We start from the raw sequence: 18,962 nt of genomic DNA, 5'->3' as shown, positions 1-18,962 counted from the left end.
TCATTTGCTATAATGAAACCCTCGAATATCGGGGGTTTCTTTTTTTATTCATATGATATTGATTATTATTATCAATGATAATAGATCGAGATTCCTTTGTCAATTGAGTTATGCAAGGGAGAAGATAAAGTAAAAAAAACCGCCTCGGCGGTTTCTTAGACGTGTAGGAATGTATACGAGATTGCTCATGCTTTCTCAATACGTTTCGCTGAAACGATGGCGTATATAGGAAGGACGCCGTCAGGCGTTTCATCTTAAAATATAGGAAAGCATATCCTTGGGCTACACATTCTCTATATTTCTCGGAATGAAACGCGCCGCGCCGCCAAGGACGGCGATAGCCGTTTCACCTTGCTTACATCCATTGTTCTCCCCATTTTTGAATGGACTCAATGACGGGCTCAAGCTCACGGCCTTTGCCGGTAAGTTCGTACTCGATGCGTACGGGCATTTCAGGATAAACCTGACGTTTAATAATCGTGATTGTCTCAAGCTCTTTCATCCGGTCCGTTAGCATCTTGTCGCTCATTTCGGGAATTTGTTCTTTAATCTCTTTGAACCGTTTCGGTCCGCCAAGCAATACCCGAATAATTCTGCCTGTCCACTTCTTACCTAATATGTCGGCTGCGGCTTCATACTTTGGGCACATTGTCGAATAATCCAACCGTATCACCCCGCTTTTTGTAATACTATTGTAGCATATCAACAAACTAAAAGTAAGTTCATTTGGGTGGGAATAGGTGTTATTTCAAAAATATATATTTACTATATAAAAGTTAGACGATTGAAAGCAAAAAACTGCTTTAAAGCCGTATAACGATCAATCCGAGAATGGTAAAAGCAAAAGCGGCCCACTGCACGACCGTGAGCTTCTCTTTGTAGACGATTATTGCGCCCGCGGCTACGACTAGACTGTTGGTTGCGAAGATTGGCGCAGCGAGATTGGCTTGGCCGGTTGCAAGAGCTGCTGCATACAGCTGCAGGCCGCCGTATGAAAACAAACCGGCAATGGTGCCGAGCCATAGCCCTGTGCGATCGTCAGTACGGGAGGCTGTCTCTTTGGTCGGAATGAGAAACCAGCAAAGCGATAGCGCATAAGCTATGAATAACAGAGGCGCGCTCGGAAGCCCGAGCTCGTCCGTAACCTTAAGGCCGCCATTGCGAATGGCGAACATGAGGATAGCGGTTCCAACGAGTAGAAACCAGCGCCTCTCTTTGATCGTGAGCGGCTCTTTCCGTTTATGGGCGATAAATACAACCGCAAGCAGTAGCAATACAATTCCAACCGATTCTGTGGCGCTCAGCGGTTCTTGGTACCACCAGGTTGCGACTGCAATAACGATGATGATATTCATATTCGTAAGCGGCGACGTTAAGCTTGCGGGACCGTAATGCAGCGCCTTCATAAATAGCGCGTTGCCCCAAGCGGAGCCGGCTCCAATAATGACGCCGGCTATCCATACTTGCGGATTGGCAAGCCAGCCCCATGTTCCCTCAAGCGCCGCATGTACGCCAAAGCCGGCCGTCCCGGATGCATAAAGTCCGAGAAGCAGCGTCCTTGTGCTTCCGCCGCGCATTTGCGATACCTTCATCCACCAGCCTGCCAGTCCGAAGAGGAGTGCGCTGCTGATGGCCGTAATGAGCCACATGGATGTCCAACCCCTCAAATTTGTTACACAAATGAAATAGTTCTGTTATCGTCTCATTACATAAGTGGGCTATTATAATAAACAAGACCCCCTTTTTTAATATATCCTTTGGGACCTGCATCGTGCAGGTCCACTTTTTTTGTCTTTTACTAAGTGATCGGCACGATAATCGGCTGACGCTTGCGGTAATAAACCCACTGCTTAAAACCGATTTCTTTTAACCTCTGCAGCACAAGCTCCCATTCGTCGCCAACCCTGCTCGGAATGTGGGCGTCCGAACCGAAGGTAACGTTTACGCCGAAGTGGAGCGCCCGCTCAAGGATAGCATCCGAAGGATACCAGCCCCCAACGTATTTCGTACTGCCGGATGTGTTGATTTCGATAGATACTCCGCACTCCGCGATCGTCTTCAGTGTTTCATCGATTTCAGCAGTTGCCGGTATATCGGAGAACGATGGATAATACCCCTTCATCGCATCGATATGGCCCAGAATATCGAACATGCCGCTTCGCGCGGATTGCTTGATCAAATCGTAATAGCTTCTTTTCACAATGATATGCTGCTTCTCATCCAAGCCCTTCCAACGGTTTCTGTTGAAAATGCTGACATCGCCAACCTGGTGAACCGAGCCGATCAAATAATCGAAGGGCACGCCCTCGTAAGCTTTTTTGTAGCTCTCTATATGTTGAGGAAAGAAATCAGATTCCATACCCAGCAAAACCTCGATTTTACCAGCGTATTTCTCCTTTAAACGAAGCACCTCTTCAATATAGTTTGCGAAATCGCTTCTAGCCATCGCAATGCCGGGAGAAGGCTGGTCTTTCTCATGATAAAAGTAAGGGGAATGGTCAGAGATGCCGATAACCTGAAGCCCCGCATCAAGTCCGGCAACAATATAATCCTCAATATTCCCGTCTGCGTGCCCGCATCTTACATGGTGAGTATGTAAATCGAATTTCATGCTTTTCTCTCCTTTTTGAGCTTCTATTTAAGGTTAACTATCTTAACTATTCGCTGCTGATGAAATGATGCTCAGGCATCCCTTTCAAATCGCTGAGAAATTGCTGCATCGCCGTATTAATGTAGCGTCCCGACTTATAAACGACACCTACGGGATGACTCATATCGAGCTCGTTTAATTTAATCATCTTCAACGATCCCAGTCGCAACTCATTAGCAATAGACAGCTTGGATACGACTGCTGCGCCTAGATTGATTTCGACCATCCGCTTTACTTCTTCGCTGCTCGAAACCTCCATGACAACATTCGGCTGAACATTGTGTTTTCTAAAGATCTGATCGATGAATCTGCGTCCAAGCGTGTCAGGCGCAAGCATAATCATGGGAATGTCTTTAAGCGAATCAACGGTTGTATGAACAAGTCGGCTCATCGGATGTGCGGGTGAAACGACAAGTTCAAACGTATCATAGTATAAGACAGAGGAGGTCACGTTCGGATTTTTTTCGGTTAGGTATGTAATGCCGATATCAACGGAGCCGTTCTCGACGCTCGTCATCACTTGGGATGAGGGCATGGAATGTATGGTTGTTTTGATTTGAGGGAATTGATTCTGGAAATAAGATAAGACGCGCGGCAATATCTGAATCGCGATAGATGATGTCGTGCCGAGCAGAATATGTCCTTGCGGCGTAAGATTCAAATCGGATAGCTTTTGCTTCATCTCTTCTACGATCATTAGAACTTGTTCGGCATGCTCGAGAAAAACTTGTCCGTGATCTGTCAAAGTGACGGGCTGGTTACGATCGATAAGGACCGTTTTGAATTCATCTTCCAAGCTCTTTATTTGTGCCGAAACGGCAGGCTGTGTCAGATTAAGGAGTTCTCCTGCTTTCCGGAAGCTCATTGTCTTGGATATCGTTAGAAGAGTTTCAAGCTGGCTAATATTCACGTCAATCCCCCTTTCAAAGGTACGAAATAATGGGCTGTGTCTTTCGTTATTATAATGGAAAGAAGGATCAACAGCAAAAAACGGGATGCCCCGCCAGAGGCATCATAGCCTGAGCGGACGCATCCCTTTTGGGCATAGCGAATGAATTCCTTAGAGCCATTCCTTCTTGCGGAAGATGAAGAACATGCTGATTCCGAGCACCAGCATAATGCCGAGCAGAATGTATGAGCCAAGCCGGAGATGAAGTCCCGGTATAAAGTCGAAATTCATCCCATATATACCGGTTATGAAGGTAAGCGGCATGAATATCGTCGTAATTGCTGTAAACACGCGCATAATTTCATTGGCGCGGTTGGATACGCTGGACTGGTAGGCCTCACGTAAGTTGCCCATTAGATCTCGGTACGTATCAAAGGACTCGGCTATTTTTAGCGCATTCTCGTAGATGTCGCTGAAATATTTCTGCAGCTGGTCGTCGATCAGCTTTAAATCCTTCTTATTCAACGTAGCGATCACGTCGCGCTGCGGACCGAGCACCTTTTTCAGCCATAGAATCTCTCCGCGCAAGCCGATGATTTCGTTCAGATGCGACTTCTTGGTATGCATTAATATATCTTCTTCAAGCGCTTCGATCCGATTATCGATCCGATCGCCGACAAGGAAATAATTATCGACGACGATGTCGACGAGGTGATAGAGGAAATAATCTGGACGGCTTACCTCTTGCTCCCACAGCACGGGCTTCAGAGAGCGCAGCTCGTTAATTTTTTGTTTGGTAACGGTTATAATAAAATGGCGGCCTAGAAAAATATTCAGCGCCCTTAGGAAAATTTCTTCGTCATCGAACCTAATGCTGTTTATCACAATGAAGTAGTGGCTTTCGTAAATTTCGATCTTAGGGCGCTGCTCCTCCTCGCTGAGGCAATCCTCAACTGCGAGATCATGCATGCTGAACAGCGGCTGCAGGACAGCAAGATCCTCCACATCAGCATCAATCCAGTAAAAACCTTCCTTGGAGGGAATCAAAGTTTCATTAATATCATCGATGGTCGTAAAAATGCCATTGCTAACGAGACGTATTTTCATCCGGCGTTCTCCTTTCTTTCTTTAGAGGAAACTGCCGGCTGAAATGGACTTGGCCGGCAGTAACCGTATTCGTTCGATTTCGGGCTTAGGTCTGTCGCCTTCCATGTCCGTTTGCACCCCTTTATCAAATGGAATCATTACTCGTAACGGCTGTTGCTTGCCATCAGCAGCAGCAGCCCGTATTATCAAGAAACATAAGAACCGCATTAAGGTTTGGAAAACGCATAATTTCTTATATTCCGAAATAATTCTTGTCTAGTATACTCCTGCACCAGCTTTACATTCAAGCACAAAAAGAGCGGAATACAGCCAATTTGTTTCGATTCGCAAATGAGCTTCTTGACTCAAATGACGGAATGCATTAAAGTGATAGTGAAATGTAACCGCGGAAAATTGAATAGACTACTTTCTTATCAAGAGCAGGCGGAGGGACTAGCCCGATGAAGCCCGGCAACCGGCGTTAACACGCACGGTGCTAATTCTTGCGGAAGCATTTATGTTTCTGAGAGATGAGAGAGGCGGATGGCTTATTTACTGAGCATACGACCTTTTCTCACAGCAGAAAGGGTCTTTTTCATGTTCAAGCGGTCAAACTGCCTTTAGAGGAGTGAAACCTATGCCAATCAAAGTTCCAGACAACTTACCGGCCAAAGAAATTCTTAGCAACGAGAATATTTTCGTGATGGATGAGAGCATCGCCTATCAGCAGGACATCAGGCCGCTTCGCATTGCCATCCTTAATTTAATGCCGACAAAAGAAACAACTGAAACGCAGCTGCTAAGGCTCGTAGGCAATACGCCGCTGCAAGTAGAGATCGTGCTGCTGCATCCGAGAACGCATACCTCGAAGAATACGTCAGCCGAGCATTTGGAGTCTTTCTACAAAACGTTCGATGAGATTTCACATGAGTATTATGACGGACTTATTATTACGGGTGCTCCAGTGGAGCAGATGCCTTTCGAGGAAGTGAACTATTGGGAAGAGCTGCAAGAAATTATGGATTGGAGCGCAAGGCGCGTTACATCAACCTTCCATATTTGTTGGGGTGCACAAGCAGGTCTTTACCACCACTATAAAGTACCGAAATATAATCTTGACAACAAAATATTCGGCGTCTATCCGCATGTTGTGGAAAAACGAAATGTAAACCTGCTTCGCGGCTTTGACGAAATGTTTTTTGTGCCGCAGTCGCGCCATACGGAGTTTCGCCGTGAGGATATCGAGCATATTGAAGCATTGGACATTTTGTCAGGATCGTCCGATTCCGGTATTTATATTGTTGCATCAAAGGATGGCAAGCAGATTTTCGTAACCGGTCATTCCGAGTATGATCCAACCTCGCTCAAGTTTGAATATGACCGCGATAAAGCGAAGGGCTTGCACATAGATGTGCCGAAAAACTATTTCCCGGGCGATAATCCAGACAACATGCCTTTATCAACATGGCGTTCACATGCGAATTTGTTATTCTCTAATTGGCTTAATTACTATGTATATCAGCAAACACCGTTTGATTTGGGTGGAGGCATTTAATTATATAACTAAGGGAGAGCTGCATAACCATGAAGATCGAGAGTCATTTAGCCCAGATTGGATCCATTAAAGAACCCGTTACGGGAGCGATTAGTTTTCCCGTCTATCAAGCGACTGCATTCCGCCATCCAAAGCTCGGACAAAGCACCGGCTTCGATTATGCACGTACAAAGAGTCCGACAAGAGCGGTGCTTGAAGAAGCAGCAGCGCAATTAGAGGCAGGAGACGCAGCATTTGCCTGCAGCTCGGGAATGGCAGCCCTGCAAACGATATTTGCCTTATTCAGCCAAGGCGACCATCTGATCGTGTCTCTCGACCTTTATGGCGGAACCTATCGCCTGCTGGAGCGGATTATGTCCAGATTCGGAGTCACCGCTTCCTATGTGGATACGAATGATATTGATGCCATGGCAGCCTTGTGGACGCCAAGCACGAAAGCGGTACTTATTGAAACGCCTACTAATCCGCTGATGATGATTACGGATATTGAGCGGGTAGCCGCATGGGCGAAGGCGAAGGGTTTGCTGACGATCGTGGACAATACGCTCCTTACACCATTCTTTCAACGTCCGATCGAGCTGGGCGCCGACATTATCATTCATAGCGCAACTAAATATTTAGGCGGCCACAATGATGTTCTTGCCGGTCTAATCGTTACCAAAGGCAAAGAGCTGTCAGATGAGATGGCTTTCTTGCACAATTCAATCGGTGCCGTGCTGGGTCCCCAGGATTCATGGCTGCTAATGAGAGGCATGAAGACGTTGGCGCTGCGCATGGAACGCCATCAGCATAATGCGACTACCATTGCTAACTACTTGCTTGAGCACCCGGCTGTCGAGGATGTTTATTACCCGGCACTGCCCCATCATCCCGGCCACGATATTCAAAATAAGCAATCCTCGGGCAATACGGGAATTTTCTCGTTCCGTCTAAAGGATGCCAGATATATCGAGCCCATTCTACGCCATATCAAGCTTATCGCATTTGCTGAAAGCCTTGGCGGCGTAGAGTCATTAATGACTTATCCGGCTGTACAGACACATGCTGATATCCCGCTTGAAATTCGTCAAGCTATTGGCGTGGATGATCGTCTGCTTCGTTTCTCTGTCGGCATCGAGCATGCGGATGATTTGATTGCGGATCTTGCGCAAGCGCTGGCTGCCGCGAAAAATGAAATCGAGGAGGTTCAGTAGCAGATGAGCACTGACAATCATAAAAAAAACGCCCGCGAGCGGCGTTTTGCAACGAAGCTGATTCATTTCGGCGCCGAGATCGATGAGCAGACCGGTGCTTCGAGCGTGCCGATTTTTCAGGCATCAACGTTTCATCACCATGATATTTTCAATCCGCCGCAATATGACTACAGCCGCTCTGGCAATCCGACGCGGCAAGCGCTTGAAGATTACATCGCGCTGCTTGAAGGCGGGGCAAGGGGCTTCGCTTTCGCATCAGGCATGGCTGCGATTTCAACGACCTTTCTGCTGTTGTCTGCCGGTGAACACGTAATCGTAACGGAAGACGTATATGGGGGAACCTACCGTTTACTTACTTCGATACTAGATCGTCTGGGCATTGAATCGACCTTTGTGGATATGACAGACTTCGAAGCGGTTAAAGCTGCGCTCAAATCGAATACGAAAGCGGTATTCATGGAGACGCCTTCCAATCCGACGCTCAAAATTACAAATATCGCTCAAACGACGGCATGGGCAAAAGAGCATGGGCTGCTTACGATGCTTGACAATACCTTCATGACGCCTTATCACCAGCGCCCAATCGAGCTTGGTGTAGATATCGTGCTGCATAGCGCGACTAAGTTTCTAGGCGGTCATAGCGATGTGCTTGCTGGACTTGCGGTTACGGCCGATGAGGCGCTGGGCAAACGGCTCAAGCAGCTTCAAAACGGCATGGGCACGGTCCTAAGCGCGCAAGAGTCATGGCTCTTGATGCGCGGCATGAAGACGCTGCAGATGCGTATGGAAAGCAGCGAGCGCAGTGCACGCAGGCTGGCGGAATGGTTGTCTGAGCACAGCGAGGTAACCGCGGTTTATTATCCAGGCCTGCCAAACCACCCAGGCAGAGAAATTCATGAGAAGCAATCGCTTGGCTATGGCGCGGTTGTGTCATTCGATGTAGGCAGCGGGGAGCGGGCAAAAGCGCTGCTAAGCAAGGTTCAAATTCCGCTTGTAGCCGTCAGCCTCGGCGCGGTTGAGAGCATCCTGTCTTATCCCGCGATGATGTCGCATGCAGCAATGCCGAAAGAGGTTCGGCATGCACGCGGAATTACAGACGGCTTGGTACGCTATTCGGTTGGCCTTGAAGATATTGAGGATCTGATTGAGGATTTGGATAATGCGCTTCGCCCTTAAAAGGGACGAAATGAAAGAAAAGCACGGATGTTCTTGCGAACATGCCGTGTTTTTCCTTATTTCAAGCCGAGAGGGCATCATATGGAAAGTGACTTCGGACTATGCTTTATGTTAGGATTAAGTAATGGATTGTTTACCTAGAATGGGAATAAGGAGGTCTTGCGGAATGGGAACGTTAGACCATATTTTGGATAAAGCATTGCGCGGCGAGCGAATTTCGCTCGAAGAAGGCATGGAGCTGTTAGCATCAGATCAGATAGAAAAAATGGGGCATGTCGCGAATCAGATTATGCTGAAGCATCACCCCGAACCAATTACGACCTTTGTCGTTGGCCGAAACGTCAATTATACGAATGTTTGCGATGTTTATTGTCGCTTCTGCGCTTTTTACCGTGCACCAGGGTCAAAGGAAGGGTATGTCCTGCCTGACGAGACGATACTTAGCAAAATACAAGAAACCATTAACGTCGGCGGCACGGAAATATTGATGCAGGGCGGAACAAACCCTAACCTGCCATTTACTTATTACTTGGATCTGCTTCGCAAGATCAAGCAGCATTTTCCTCATATTACGATGCATTCCTTCTCGCCTGCGGAGATCCAGAAGATGAAAGTAGTGTCCGATGGCCTTTCTCTGGATGAAGTAATCAGACAGCTGCATGAAGCCGGTCTTGATTCCTTGCCGGGAGGCGGAGCGGAAATTTTGGATGACCGCACCCGTCGCAAGATCAGCCGGATGAAGGGCTCATGGACCGATTGGATGGACGTCATGAAGTCTGCCCATCGCCATGGCATGAACACGACTGCAACGATGGTATACGGGCTGGGCGAGACAGTTGAAGAGCGTGCGCTTCATATGCTCCGTATCCGTGACGCACAGGATGAATGCATAGCGAACAAATATGATTCAACCGGCTTCCTAGCCTTTATTTCATGGCCTTTCCAGCCGGATAATACGAACCTAAAGCTGGAGAAAGCGAAGCCGGAGGAGTATCTCCGAATCGTTGCGGCTAGCCGGATCATGCTCGACAACATTCCGAACTTCCAATCTTCATGGGTGACGATGGGGCCTGAGATGGGCAAGCTTTCTCTGTCATATGGCTGTAACGATTTCGGCAGCACGATGATTGAGGAAAATGTCGTTTCGGCTGCGGGAACGACTCATAAAGTAAACATCGAACTTATCCTTGAGCTCATTCGCGAGGTTGGCAAAATCCCTGCCCAGCGAGATACGAAATACAATATTTTGAAAATATACAATGAAGCCGACAAGGCTGACCTTGATTTCGTGATGCAAAACTAAGCTTGCTTTGAGCAAAGAATAGATACGGAATAGACGTTTGCGCAGCTTTCCACCGTCCAGCGGTAGGAATGCCGCGCGAGCGTCTTTTTGTATATACGCTTCTTTTATTCCAATGTCTTCATCGTATATCCCCGTGCGCGGCACCATATACTGATAAGGAAGGAAAGGGGTGAGCTTATGGAGCTATTCACGGTAACATTGCCTGCAAGTCTCCAAAAGTCAGTGAGCAAGCTGAAGGATTTATTGACGGAACAAGCGCTAGTCGATTTACATATCGATTCAAACCTGGAGCAGCCAGCGTTCATCGCGTATGAACAAACATCGGAGCTGACCATAAGCTGCGAGGCGCTGCTTCCGCATTTCCAGCTGAAAGCTCACGGTCAAGCCGTTTATCATGCGGCAGCTGCTGCAATTGCAGAATTTGTTGTCAGCGAAATGGAGCCTTCCATGCTGGCTGCTATTATACGAAAGAAATATCGCAACAATAGCGCTGCGGATACGGCAGCAATCGAGAAATATTGTCATGACCTGCTGCACGGCAAGGAATGGGATGGGCTAGGCACCAAGTTTCTGGATGCGGACCGGCTCAGGAGGAAAAACAAGGTAGCCGTGGAAGCGGAGCTGTTTTTGCAAGAGCATACACTGCTTAACGTAAATGGATTTACAACTTTCCGGTTAATCCCTTACCGCAAAGAATTGGCGGAAGTGGTGGAATATGCACTGGATGAATATGTATTAGACAAACAATATCAGGAGTTTATATCCCTGCTGAAATATTTTGTGTTCCTGCAGGATACGAAGCTTCCGATGGTTCATTTGCTGCACAAGGGCGGCCATGATTTCATGCTGTACGATGACGCTTTCCAGCCGCTTGACCCTAACCCGCCGTCGGATCGTATTGTAGCGGAAATGCTCGAAACGGAGATGAACATCGAGGATATGGTTATCAGCTCGCTCATAGCCGTATCGCCTAAGCATATTACGATCCATACCAGGCAGCCGGATATGCAGGTAATCCGTACAATTGAAACCATTTTTGACCAGCGCGTTACTGTCTGTGTTCAGTGCGTTTCGTGCAGCAGCAGCCTGGATGAGCTCGTTCAGCCTTGACAATAGCCTTGACCAATTAAACGAGCCGGGCTATAATAATCTTCATATGAGATCTAATCAGCAATGACAAAGACATGCTTCTGCTTACGATGTTAGGCCCAGAGAGAGGAAACTTGGCTGCAATTTCCTTCCATAATGTCCGCAGATGTACCCCTTTCAAGCTGTATGGCTGAACCTGTAGCAATCTTTGATGAAGATGCTGCGGCAGTATGCTGTACCGGATATCCCCGTTACCGGATATTACGAGGACTGCAGTGCGGCAAAGAGCAGCGCTTGCGCAGTCGAAGTAGGGTGGAACCACGAGCATACAAGCACTCGTCCCTTTTTAGGGATGTGTGCTTTTTTTGTGCTCTTTTTTGCTTGTGGATAATGAGGCATCGATTCGTTTGCTAACTAATTGGAGGATGAACAACTATGGCTATTCATATCACATTGCCAGACGGCGCAGTAAGAGAATACGCGGCCGGTACAACCATTGAGGAAGTGGCGGGCTCAATCAGCCCAGGGCTTCGTAAAAATGCAATTGCGGGGAAAATCGACGGCAAAGTGGTCGACGTTTACACGCCGATCGAAGCAGATGCTGCTATCGAAATCGTAACGGTCGATTCTGCTGACGGTCTCGAAGTATACCGCCATAGCACGGCGCACTTGCTCGCACAGGCGATTAAGCGCATATACGGCAACAAAAACGTTAAGCTCGGCATAGGACCAGTCATTGAGGATGGATTCTATTACGATATCGATATGGAGCAATCGCTCACGCCCGAGGATCTCGTGAAAATCGAGAAGGAAATGGACAAAATCATTCAGCAGAACCTAGATATTCGCCGCAGAGTCGTAAGCAGGGACGAGGCGCTTGCGATCTTTACGGAGCTGGACGACAACCTAAAGCTGGAGCTTATCCGCGATCTGCCCGTGGAATCGGTTATTACCATGTACGACCAAGGCGAGTTTTTCGATCTTTGCCGCGGACCTCATTTGCCATCTACAGGACGTATCAAAGCGTTCAAGCTGCTGAGCGTAGCAGGGGCGTATTGGCGCGGAGATTCCAAAAACAAAATGCTGCAGCGGATTTACGGAACGGCATTCCCGAAAAAAGCGCAGCTGGACGAGCATCTTCATTTCCTTGAGGAAGCAAAGAAGCGCGATCACCGAAAGCTGGGGCGCGAGCTCAAAATGTTCACCTTCTCTCGCGAGGTCGGCCAAGGCTTGCCGCTATGGCTACCAAATGGTGCAAAGCTTCGCAGAACAATGGAGCGCTATATCGTTGACCTTGAAGAAAGATTAGGCTACGAGCATGTGTACACGCCTGTGCTTGCGAACGTGGAGCTTTACAAAACATCGGGGCACTGGGAGCATTACAGCGAAGATATGTTCCCCAAAATGATTATGGATAACGAGGAGCTCGTTCTGCGTCCGATGAACTGTCCTCACCATATGATGGTGTTCAAAAGCGATATGCGCAGTTATCGCGACTTGCCCGTGAGGATTGCCGAGCTTGGAACGATGCATCGGTATGAGATGTCGGGTGCGCTGACAGGCTTGCACCGCGTACGTGCGATGACGCTTAATGATGCACATATTTTCTGTCGTCCGGATCAGATCAAAGAAGAATTCGCGCGCGTCGTCAACCTGATCCGCAAGGTATATGAGGATTTCGGCATCAAGGAATACCGATTCCGTCTATCTTATCGCGATCCAAAGGACACAGAGAAATATTTCCAAAACGATGAGATGTGGGAAATGTCTCAGCGCATGCTTCGCGAGGTTGTCGAGGAGCTGGAGCTTCCATTCTTCGAAGCAGAAGGAGAAGCTGCGTTCTATGGTCCTAAGCTTGACGTGCAAATTAAAACAGCGCTTGGAAAAGAAGAGACATTGTCGACAGCACAGCTGGACTTCCTGCTTCCAGAACGCTTCGAGCTTGAGTATACAGGCGAGGATGGCAAGAAGCACCGTCCTGTCGTTATTCACCGCGGCATCATCAGCACCATGGAGCGTATGACGGCTTTCTTGCTGGAGAACTTCGCTGGCGCGCTGCCGCTTTGGCTCTCTCCTGTTCAAGCTAAGGTTATTCCGGTATCTACAGCTTATGAAGGTTACGCTCGCAAAGTTGCGGAGCAGCTGCAAGAAAATGGCATTCGCGTCGAGAGCGATCTTCGCAATGAGAAGCTCGGCTACAAAATTCGCGAAGCTCAGCTGGAGAAAGCGCCATACATGCTGGTCGTAGGCGAGAATGAAATGCAAGCGGAGGCGGTATCCGTACGCAAACGAGGCGAAGGCGACCTGGGAGCAATCCCAGTCTCTGAGCTGATTGCACAGCTTCAGAAGGAAATAGCAGGCAAGGAACAATAAAGATGTACGCATAAAGCTTGGGCCACTGGGGCATTATTCTTCTGAGGAGGAAGCAACCCAGATGGCCACAAGCTTTTTTTATTTTAGAAGAGGTTTTACTTTGCTGCTGCTTATTACTGTTTTTGTGATCGGTATAAATACAATGAGGTGCTCAGCGCAAGCGGAGCATTCCCATCCGAAGAAAGGTGCCAGTACAGGTACTAGTGCTACTCAAGGCTCCAAAACGGGTAAGGCATCACCAGTGAACCCGGAGAAGCCCGCTAAGGTAGAGGTTGTCGCTACCGGCTATACAGCAGGCGTAGAATCGACCGGTAAACGCCCAGGGCATCCTCAATACGGAATCACGTATTCCGGTGTTAAGGTGCGCAGGGATCAGGTGTCTACAATTGCTGCCGATACGAGATTGTTCCCGATCGGAACCTTGCTCTATATTCCCGGCTACGGCTATGGCGTTGTGGCGGATACCGGCTCTGCGATAAAAGGGAAACGCATCGATTTGTATTTTGAAACGATCAAACAGGTGTACGAGCAATGGGGCAAGCGAACGGTGGATGTAGAGGTGCTTCGGATCGGAACGGGCAAGCTCTCTCAGGCTTGGCTTAATCAAATCAATCAGGCAATTGAAGCAGGAAAGCCTATCCCGCAAACGTATTTAGAATCGTAAATAGCCCGTATAATAAACGCCGATTCCGCCATACTATCTTTAGAACGGGGAGGTGATTATAATGGCTAAAAACAAAAACAACAAAGCCCAAAACAACCAATACAATGCGGAATTCGCAGAAGAATTGAACCAAAATAATGCTGCTGGCAAACAAGCAGCAAACACAGCGCAACAAAAAGCTGAGAAGTAGTATTTTTTGCCATGCAACAACGTGAGTGAAAAGAGGAACCCAAGCGGTTCCTCTTTTCTTTTGCCCTATGCTGATATATAATTTAGGGAAATTTTGTATCAGCATGCGAGAGGAGCAATAAACCTGACATGAGTCCCACGACCAGTTGGTATTCTCGGAATACGAAAGCCCGTTCAGCTGCCTCAGTAGAGGAGGCTGAATCTGTTAAGATGACACGCTTGTTGAATGAATCCGTTGTCATCTCCGACCAATTGAACGCTGCTGTAGACGAGGTGGATCAATCTGCCAGCCGCTTGACTGAAATTGCCGATGTCTCCTCAGAACATGAACAGAAGCTGCGGTCGAACAGTACGCTTGCGATGAGCCGAATTGAGGAAGCGTTCTCTGCGCTGCAAGAGGTTGCCTCGGCAGCCGAGCAGATCAGCGGGACATCATCGCATTTGAACACGAAGAGCAAAGAGACGAAGGAAGTGGTCCTCGACGTAGTCCATTCCTTGACTAGCACGGATGAAGTCATGCAGGATCTGAACCGCAATAACCAATCCGTGGAGGAGCATATTCGCCAGTTAATCGAGCAAACCTCCCATATTAATGAAATTAATCAATTTATACAAGAAATCGTTTCGCAAACCTCACTGCTGGCTTTGAACGCTTCAATCGAAGCGGCTCATGCCGGCGAATACGGACGGGGTTTTTCTGTCGTTGCCCAGCAAATCAAAAAACTCGCGGAGCAGAGCGGGGAAGCAGTCAAACGCTCTTCTTCCATTGTTGAGCAAATTGAAGGCAGAGTGAAGCAAGTTGTGGATGCGGTCGACAGAGAGAAGCACTCCGTTGAACGAGGGGTTGCGGAAATGACCGTAAATCGAGATCGAATGGATCTTATTTTCTCTAGAATCGTAGAAGTCGATGAGCTTGTCGAACAGACGAGCGCAGCGAGCAAGCAGCAAACCGACCATATGACCGAATCAACGCTTATGTTGAAGGATGTCGTCGATTCCGTTCATGACACGCTTCAAAGCGTCGATAGCACGCTTGAGATGACAAAGCTACAGCGTGAACAAATCGGACATATGAACCGAATCAGCCAAACCCTTAGACGATCGTCCACAGATCTGTCACTGGCGATTGAGCAAGTAGGCGATCGCCAAACGAACCGTGAGATCAAAGTGAATGTTGCATCCGTTCAGGAATGGCTGAGATTGGCAGCTGCGGATTTAAAGCTGGCCCAATTGAGCCAAAACGAGCATGAACCGAAGCTTACGGCATTACTGAAATCAAAAGCTGAGATTGAGGCGATTTGGTCTAATCGGGCTGACGGTTCCTTTATCTTTTCTTTGCCGGAAGCAGGGCTTATGAACGCCAAGGGAAGAGAATGGTGGAAACGGGCAATGGCGGGGCAGAATTTTCAGTCCGAGGTGTATGTTTCGGCTATAACCAAGCAGCTGTGCTTGACCGTCACGGTGCCGATTTACGGTGCGGATGGCAGCGTAGCAGGTGTTATTGGCGCAGATATTTCCATCGCGTAAAAAACAGTTTTCAACGATCCTGATTTGTTGTATGATTACATATGTAAGAAATAATAACATGACAAGACAGGTGAATTCTCATGACAGATCCGATCATTCATTCAGGCTTTGTAATTGCTGCCCATCATCGTAAAGCGGGCGAGGTTTTTCCTTTTATTGATGCCTACGTTGCTAAGAAAGAGCAGGAAATAGCCGAAATTGAACAGATGGTTGAGCGTTATGAGAAACGAAGGCTGATGGAAGACCGTGCTTATCAATCAATGTCTACATTAAGAAGAATGCTGACAGGGAAAAAGCCTGATCACCATTTGGCTGTTGAATATATCCATTTCGTAAGAAAGCCGATGGAAAAGGTTCGTGCGCTGCGCCTTGAAATCGAAAGTGCCCGTTCCATTAAAAATGTAGCTGCCCCTACGGATATTGTTACGGTTTCCTATGAACTTGCCAATGAAATGAACGAATAGCGAATGTGGCTTTGTGAAGAAGGAATAATGAATGCAGTTTTGTGAAGTAGGAATAATGAATGCAGTTACAGAATGAACGAAAAGCAATTGTGGTAATAGGGGAACAAGAACAATTGCAGTGACATGATAACGACTAATGAATCAGTAGCATATAGAAGAAAAGAACCGTCTCTGCCACCTAGCAGAGACGGTTCTTTGTGTTTATTTGCTATTTCTCAAGCGATCGTAATCGAGGAAATCATGCTCTTGGCTGTAAGCGGGTACGCCGTGTATGCCGACATCAAGCCCGATAAGCTCCTCGTCCTTGGATACGCGGACAGGCATCACTTTACGAATGAGCCATAGCGCACCCCATGTAAGAAGGAAGCCCCAAACGGAAACCGTTACGAGTCCGAGCGCTTGCACGCCTAGCAGATTGAAGCCTCCGCCGTAAAATAAACCGTAATATCCTTTTCCGACTCCCTCTGTTAATTCCGGGAGCGCGAACAGGCCAACTGCTAGAGTACCAATGCTGCCGCTTACGCCGTGAACGGCAAAGGCGCCAACAGGGTCGTCTACCTGCCTGCCCTCCAGCCATTCCGTCACTAGCACCATTGCAATACCGGATACAGCACCTATCCCGATGGCAGCAATGTCGGAAACGAATGCGCAGCCTGCTGTAATGCCGACTAGACCGGCAAGCGAACCATTAATGACCATAGGGGGATCCGCTTTCTTATAGCGGAACATGGTGAACAGGATACAAGTCGCGCCGCCTGCAGCAGCGGAGAGCATTGTTGTAATGGCGATATGGCCGATTGAGCCGTTTGTAGCGCTAAGCGTACTGCCTGCGTTGAAGCCGAACCATCCAAACCACAAGATAAACGCGCCAACGGAAGCAAGCGGCAGATTAGAAGGCGGTACAATGTTTACCTTGCCATCTGCACTGAATTTGCCGATTCGCGGTCCAATAAAGATTGCGGCTGCCAGCGCCGAGAAACCTCCCAAAGCATGAATAACGGCAGATCCTGCGAAGTCAATCATGCCCAGCTTTCCGAGAAAGCCGCTGCCCGACCAAACCCAGTGGCCGGCAAGCGGATAAATGAAGCCCGTCATTGCGATGGTTAAGAGAATATAAGCTCTGAAGTTGATCCGTTCCGCAACCGCTCCTGAAACGATGGAGATGACGGCGATTACGAACGCGCACTGGAATAGCCAATACGTTTCGTGAGTAATATTTAAGACAATGTGAGACAAGTCGCCATTAATGAGAAAGCCGGTTGTACCGATTAAACCGCCTGCATCTTGTCCATACATGAGAGCGAATCCAAAAAAGTAAAAAACGAGTGCGCCGAAAGCGATGTCGACAAACACCTTCATGATAATGCTGACGGCATTCTTCTGCCTGACAAATCCCGCCTCAAGCAAGGCGAAGCCGCCTTCCATAAGCAAGATCATGGCTGCTGTCAAAACGACCCATATCGTATCCAGTCCCTTTGACAGTTCGATAACGTCCATTGCTTCATCCCCTGTCCCATCATTTATGCATAGTTGTCTCTATTATCCTAATCCGTTCATCATTATAAATAGAAGGAGTGAGCAATGTCAACGTGCGAGGTGATGTTTCATGACGCATGTCAGGTATGAATTGGATAGAATCAACAAAAGCTCCGTCTAGAGACTGATTGCGATTTCAATCGGCCGTCCCTTTTTCTATTGATTCCCGTCCGTTATACTAGGATTATCAAACCAAGATGGAATCGTAAGGAGCTGGGGCCGCATGAACGGAAATTTCGCAAACCGGTTGTTCACCGGGTTAGTCATCATTACAATTGGCGTGTTGTTTTTGCTTAGGCAGACAGGTCATGTGACCTTTGATATTGGTTATGTGATTTCCACGTATTGGCCTGTTGCGCTTATTATTGTCGGAATACGCGGTTTATTGTCCTGCAGGTCAAACGGTTCGGGTTCGAGCTGGTGGGGAGCCGTCGTGATGCTGATCGGCTGTATATTCCTAGGCCGCAATTTAGATCTATTTTCGTGGTCGATTGGCGATATTGTTCCTTATATTTGGCCAGTTGTCGTTATTTTAGTCGGCATTAATTTAATCTGGAGACCTAAATCAAAGTTTCAGGCGCCTCCAACGGATGATTGGAAGTCTTATCAGCCTTATTCGGAAGCAGCAGCGGTTCCGCCGGCTCCTCCCCTGCATCCGGACCCTACTAAAGAGCCTCTTGAGGTTCCGAAGCAGGATACGAAGCAGGATACGAAGCTGGAAGGAGAGCCTCAGCCTCATAAAACCTATGACGCATTCCCAGCCGGCAAGAAGGAATTCAAAGAGTGGAAAAACCATCATAAGGCGGAGCTCAAAAAGAACGCGCATGATTGGAAAAGAAACCATAACCATAAAGAGCATGTGGAGTGGTGGAGCCACGGTGATTCAAGTGTCCAGACTCGTTCCGGATTCATCGGCGATATTCACATTGGCCATGATTATTGGGATTTAAAGCCGCTTAATATTTCACATTTCATCGGCGATACCGTGCTGGATTTGACGAAAGCGCAGGTTCACCCAGGCGAGACTAAAATTCATATCTCTTCTTTTATAGGCGACGTGAAGGTGTATGTACCGAATGATTACGAGGTCGGCGTGCAGGTCATATCGAGCGCTTTCATCGGTGACGTGAAAATATTGGGCCAAAAAGAAGGCGGATTGTTTACAAATATCAATATCCAGTCTCCTTCGTACCAAGAAACGGACAAAAAAATCAAACTGATTGTCAGCACGTTTATTGGTGATGTGCGTGTCACGAAGGTAGGGTGAT

17 protein-coding genes and 1 riboswitch are annotated in these 18,962 nt (G+C 47.8%); of the genes, 11 read left to right on the top strand and 6 right to left on the bottom strand.

Going from position 1 to position 18,962, the window contains the following annotated elements:
* Positions 1-355: 355 nt before the first annotated feature.
* The 5 genes from FHS16_RS03285 to corA all read right to left on the bottom strand — a co-directional run bounded on the left by FHS16_RS03285 (position 356) and on the right by corA (position 4,646).
* The gene (locus FHS16_RS03285; RefSeq protein WP_053371996.1) at positions 356-664 is read right to left on the bottom strand and encodes a winged helix-turn-helix transcriptional regulator; all 309 of its coding nucleotides are present in this window, start codon (positions 662-664) and stop codon (positions 356-358) included.
* A gap of 139 nt (positions 665-803) precedes the next feature.
* The gene (locus FHS16_RS03280) at positions 804-1,649 is read right to left on the bottom strand and encodes an EamA family transporter (protein ID WP_183558856.1); all 846 of its coding nucleotides are present in this window, start codon (positions 1,647-1,649) and stop codon (positions 804-806) included.
* A gap of 149 nt (positions 1,650-1,798) precedes the next feature.
* Positions 1,799-2,611, bottom strand: a complete 813-nt coding sequence (locus FHS16_RS03275; RefSeq protein WP_183558854.1) for a histidinol-phosphatase — start codon at positions 2,609-2,611, stop codon at positions 1,799-1,801.
* A 46-nt stretch (positions 2,612-2,657) separates the two neighbouring features.
* Positions 2,658-3,560, bottom strand: a complete 903-nt coding sequence (locus tag FHS16_RS03270; protein ID WP_183558852.1) for a LysR family transcriptional regulator — start codon at positions 3,558-3,560, stop codon at positions 2,658-2,660.
* Between the two features lie 150 nt (positions 3,561-3,710).
* A complete protein-coding gene (gene corA / locus FHS16_RS03265) occupies positions 3,711-4,646 on the bottom strand; it encodes a magnesium/cobalt transporter CorA (protein ID WP_183558850.1) in 936 nt (311 codons plus the stop codon).
* A gap of 407 nt (positions 4,647-5,053) precedes the next feature.
* Positions 5,054-5,162, top strand: a riboswitch (SAM riboswitch).
* 100 nt (positions 5,163-5,262) lie between these two features.
* On the opposite strand from corA, the gene metA reads away from it, so the two are divergent.
* The 10 genes from metA to FHS16_RS03220 all read left to right on the top strand — a co-directional run bounded on the left by metA (position 5,263) and on the right by FHS16_RS03220 (position 16,158).
* Entirely contained in the window at positions 5,263-6,180 is a 918-nt protein-coding gene (gene metA / locus FHS16_RS03260; protein ID WP_183558848.1) for a homoserine O-acetyltransferase MetA, read from the top strand.
* Between the two features lie 29 nt (positions 6,181-6,209).
* Positions 6,210-7,373, top strand: a complete 1,164-nt coding sequence (locus FHS16_RS03255; protein ID WP_183558846.1) for an aminotransferase class I/II-fold pyridoxal phosphate-dependent enzyme — start codon at positions 6,210-6,212, stop codon at positions 7,371-7,373.
* 3 nt (positions 7,374-7,376) lie between these two features.
* Complete coding sequence (locus FHS16_RS03250; protein WP_183558844.1) at positions 7,377-8,549, top strand: trans-sulfuration enzyme family protein; 1,173 nt, start codon at positions 7,377-7,379, stop codon at positions 8,547-8,549.
* A 166-nt stretch (positions 8,550-8,715) separates the two neighbouring features.
* Positions 8,716-9,852 (top strand): cyclic dehypoxanthinyl futalosine synthase, encoded by a 1,137-nt coding sequence (mqnC, locus tag FHS16_RS03245; RefSeq protein WP_183558842.1) that lies wholly within the window; start codon positions 8,716-8,718, stop codon positions 9,850-9,852.
* Positions 9,853-10,029: 177 nt separating this feature from the next.
* A complete protein-coding gene (locus tag FHS16_RS03240; protein ID WP_183558840.1) occupies positions 10,030-10,962 on the top strand; it encodes a putative sporulation protein YtxC in 933 nt (310 codons plus the stop codon).
* 414 nt (positions 10,963-11,376) lie between these two features.
* On the top strand, positions 11,377-13,314 hold the full coding sequence (thrS, locus tag FHS16_RS03235; protein WP_183558838.1) for a threonine--tRNA ligase: 1,938 nt from the start codon (positions 11,377-11,379) through the stop codon (positions 13,312-13,314).
* Positions 13,315-13,375: 61 nt separating this feature from the next.
* Positions 13,376-13,978, top strand: a complete 603-nt coding sequence (locus tag FHS16_RS03230) for a 3D domain-containing protein (protein ID WP_281378982.1) — start codon at positions 13,376-13,378, stop codon at positions 13,976-13,978.
* Between the two features lie 61 nt (positions 13,979-14,039).
* The gene (locus tag FHS16_RS32205) at positions 14,040-14,168 is read left to right on the top strand and encodes a hypothetical protein (protein WP_269433050.1); all 129 of its coding nucleotides are present in this window, start codon (positions 14,040-14,042) and stop codon (positions 14,166-14,168) included.
* A 128-nt stretch (positions 14,169-14,296) separates the two neighbouring features.
* Positions 14,297-15,694 carry a methyl-accepting chemotaxis protein gene (locus tag FHS16_RS03225; RefSeq protein ID WP_221226248.1) on the top strand — a complete coding sequence of 466 codons (1,398 nt, stop codon included), beginning with the start codon at positions 14,297-14,299 and terminating at the stop codon, positions 15,692-15,694.
* Positions 15,695-15,774: 80 nt separating this feature from the next.
* Complete coding sequence (locus tag FHS16_RS03220) at positions 15,775-16,158, top strand: hypothetical protein (RefSeq protein WP_183558835.1); 384 nt, start codon at positions 15,775-15,777, stop codon at positions 16,156-16,158.
* A 201-nt stretch (positions 16,159-16,359) separates the two neighbouring features.
* Here FHS16_RS03220 and FHS16_RS03215 read toward each other — a convergent pair whose 3' ends face one another.
* Positions 16,360-17,655, bottom strand: a complete 1,296-nt coding sequence (locus tag FHS16_RS03215) for an ammonium transporter (protein ID WP_183558833.1) — start codon at positions 17,653-17,655, stop codon at positions 16,360-16,362.
* Positions 17,656-17,917: 262 nt separating this feature from the next.
* Here FHS16_RS03215 and liaF point away from each other — a divergent pair, with 262 nt between their 5' ends.
* Positions 17,918-18,961, top strand: a complete 1,044-nt coding sequence (gene liaF / locus FHS16_RS03210) for a cell wall-active antibiotics response protein LiaF (protein ID WP_183558831.1) — start codon at positions 17,918-17,920, stop codon at positions 18,959-18,961.
* Position 18,962: the final 1 nt, after the last annotated feature.

Source organism: Paenibacillus endophyticus, from assembly GCF_014192395.1.
Taxonomy (GTDB): Bacteria; Bacillota; Bacilli; order Paenibacillales; family Paenibacillaceae; genus Pristimantibacillus; species Pristimantibacillus endophyticus.
This window is presented reverse-complemented; position numbering and strand designations above follow the sequence as displayed.

What these genes read in the sequence shown, in the direction of transcription:
- FHS16_RS32205 (WP_269433050.1), top strand. Translation starts at nt 14,040, where the DNA reads ATGGCTAAAAACAAAAACAACAAAGCCCAAAACAACCAATACAATGCG.
- FHS16_RS03240 (WP_183558840.1), top strand. Translation starts at nt 10,030, where the DNA reads ATGGAGCTATTCACGGTAACATTGCCTGCAAGTCTCCAAAAGTCAGTG.
- thrS (WP_183558838.1), top strand. Translation starts at nt 11,377, where the DNA reads ATGGCTATTCATATCACATTGCCAGACGGCGCAGTAAGAGAATACGCG.
- FHS16_RS03220 (WP_183558835.1), top strand. Translation starts at nt 15,775, where the DNA reads ATGACAGATCCGATCATTCATTCAGGCTTTGTAATTGCTGCCCATCAT.
- FHS16_RS03225 (WP_221226248.1), top strand. Translation starts at nt 14,297, where the DNA reads ATGAGTCCCACGACCAGTTGGTATTCTCGGAATACGAAAGCCCGTTCA.
- mqnC (WP_183558842.1), top strand. Translation starts at nt 8,716, where the DNA reads ATGGGAACGTTAGACCATATTTTGGATAAAGCATTGCGCGGCGAGCGA.
- FHS16_RS03255 (WP_183558846.1), top strand. Translation starts at nt 6,210, where the DNA reads ATGAAGATCGAGAGTCATTTAGCCCAGATTGGATCCATTAAAGAACCC.
- FHS16_RS03275 (WP_183558854.1), bottom strand. Translation starts at nt 2,611, where the DNA reads ATGAAATTCGATTTACATACTCACCATGTAAGATGCGGGCACGCAGAC.
- FHS16_RS03250 (WP_183558844.1), top strand. Translation starts at nt 7,377, where the DNA reads ATGAGCACTGACAATCATAAAAAAAACGCCCGCGAGCGGCGTTTTGCA.
- metA (WP_183558848.1), top strand. Translation starts at nt 5,263, where the DNA reads ATGCCAATCAAAGTTCCAGACAACTTACCGGCCAAAGAAATTCTTAGC.
- liaF (WP_183558831.1), top strand. Translation starts at nt 17,918, where the DNA reads ATGAACGGAAATTTCGCAAACCGGTTGTTCACCGGGTTAGTCATCATT.
- FHS16_RS03215 (WP_183558833.1), bottom strand. Translation starts at nt 17,655, where the DNA reads ATGGACGTTATCGAACTGTCAAAGGGACTGGATACGATATGGGTCGTT.
- FHS16_RS03230 (WP_281378982.1), top strand. Translation starts at nt 13,376, where the DNA reads ATGGCCACAAGCTTTTTTTATTTTAGAAGAGGTTTTACTTTGCTGCTG.
- FHS16_RS03280 (WP_183558856.1), bottom strand. Translation starts at nt 1,649, where the DNA reads ATGTGGCTCATTACGGCCATCAGCAGCGCACTCCTCTTCGGACTGGCA.
- corA (WP_183558850.1), bottom strand. Translation starts at nt 4,646, where the DNA reads ATGAAAATACGTCTCGTTAGCAATGGCATTTTTACGACCATCGATGAT.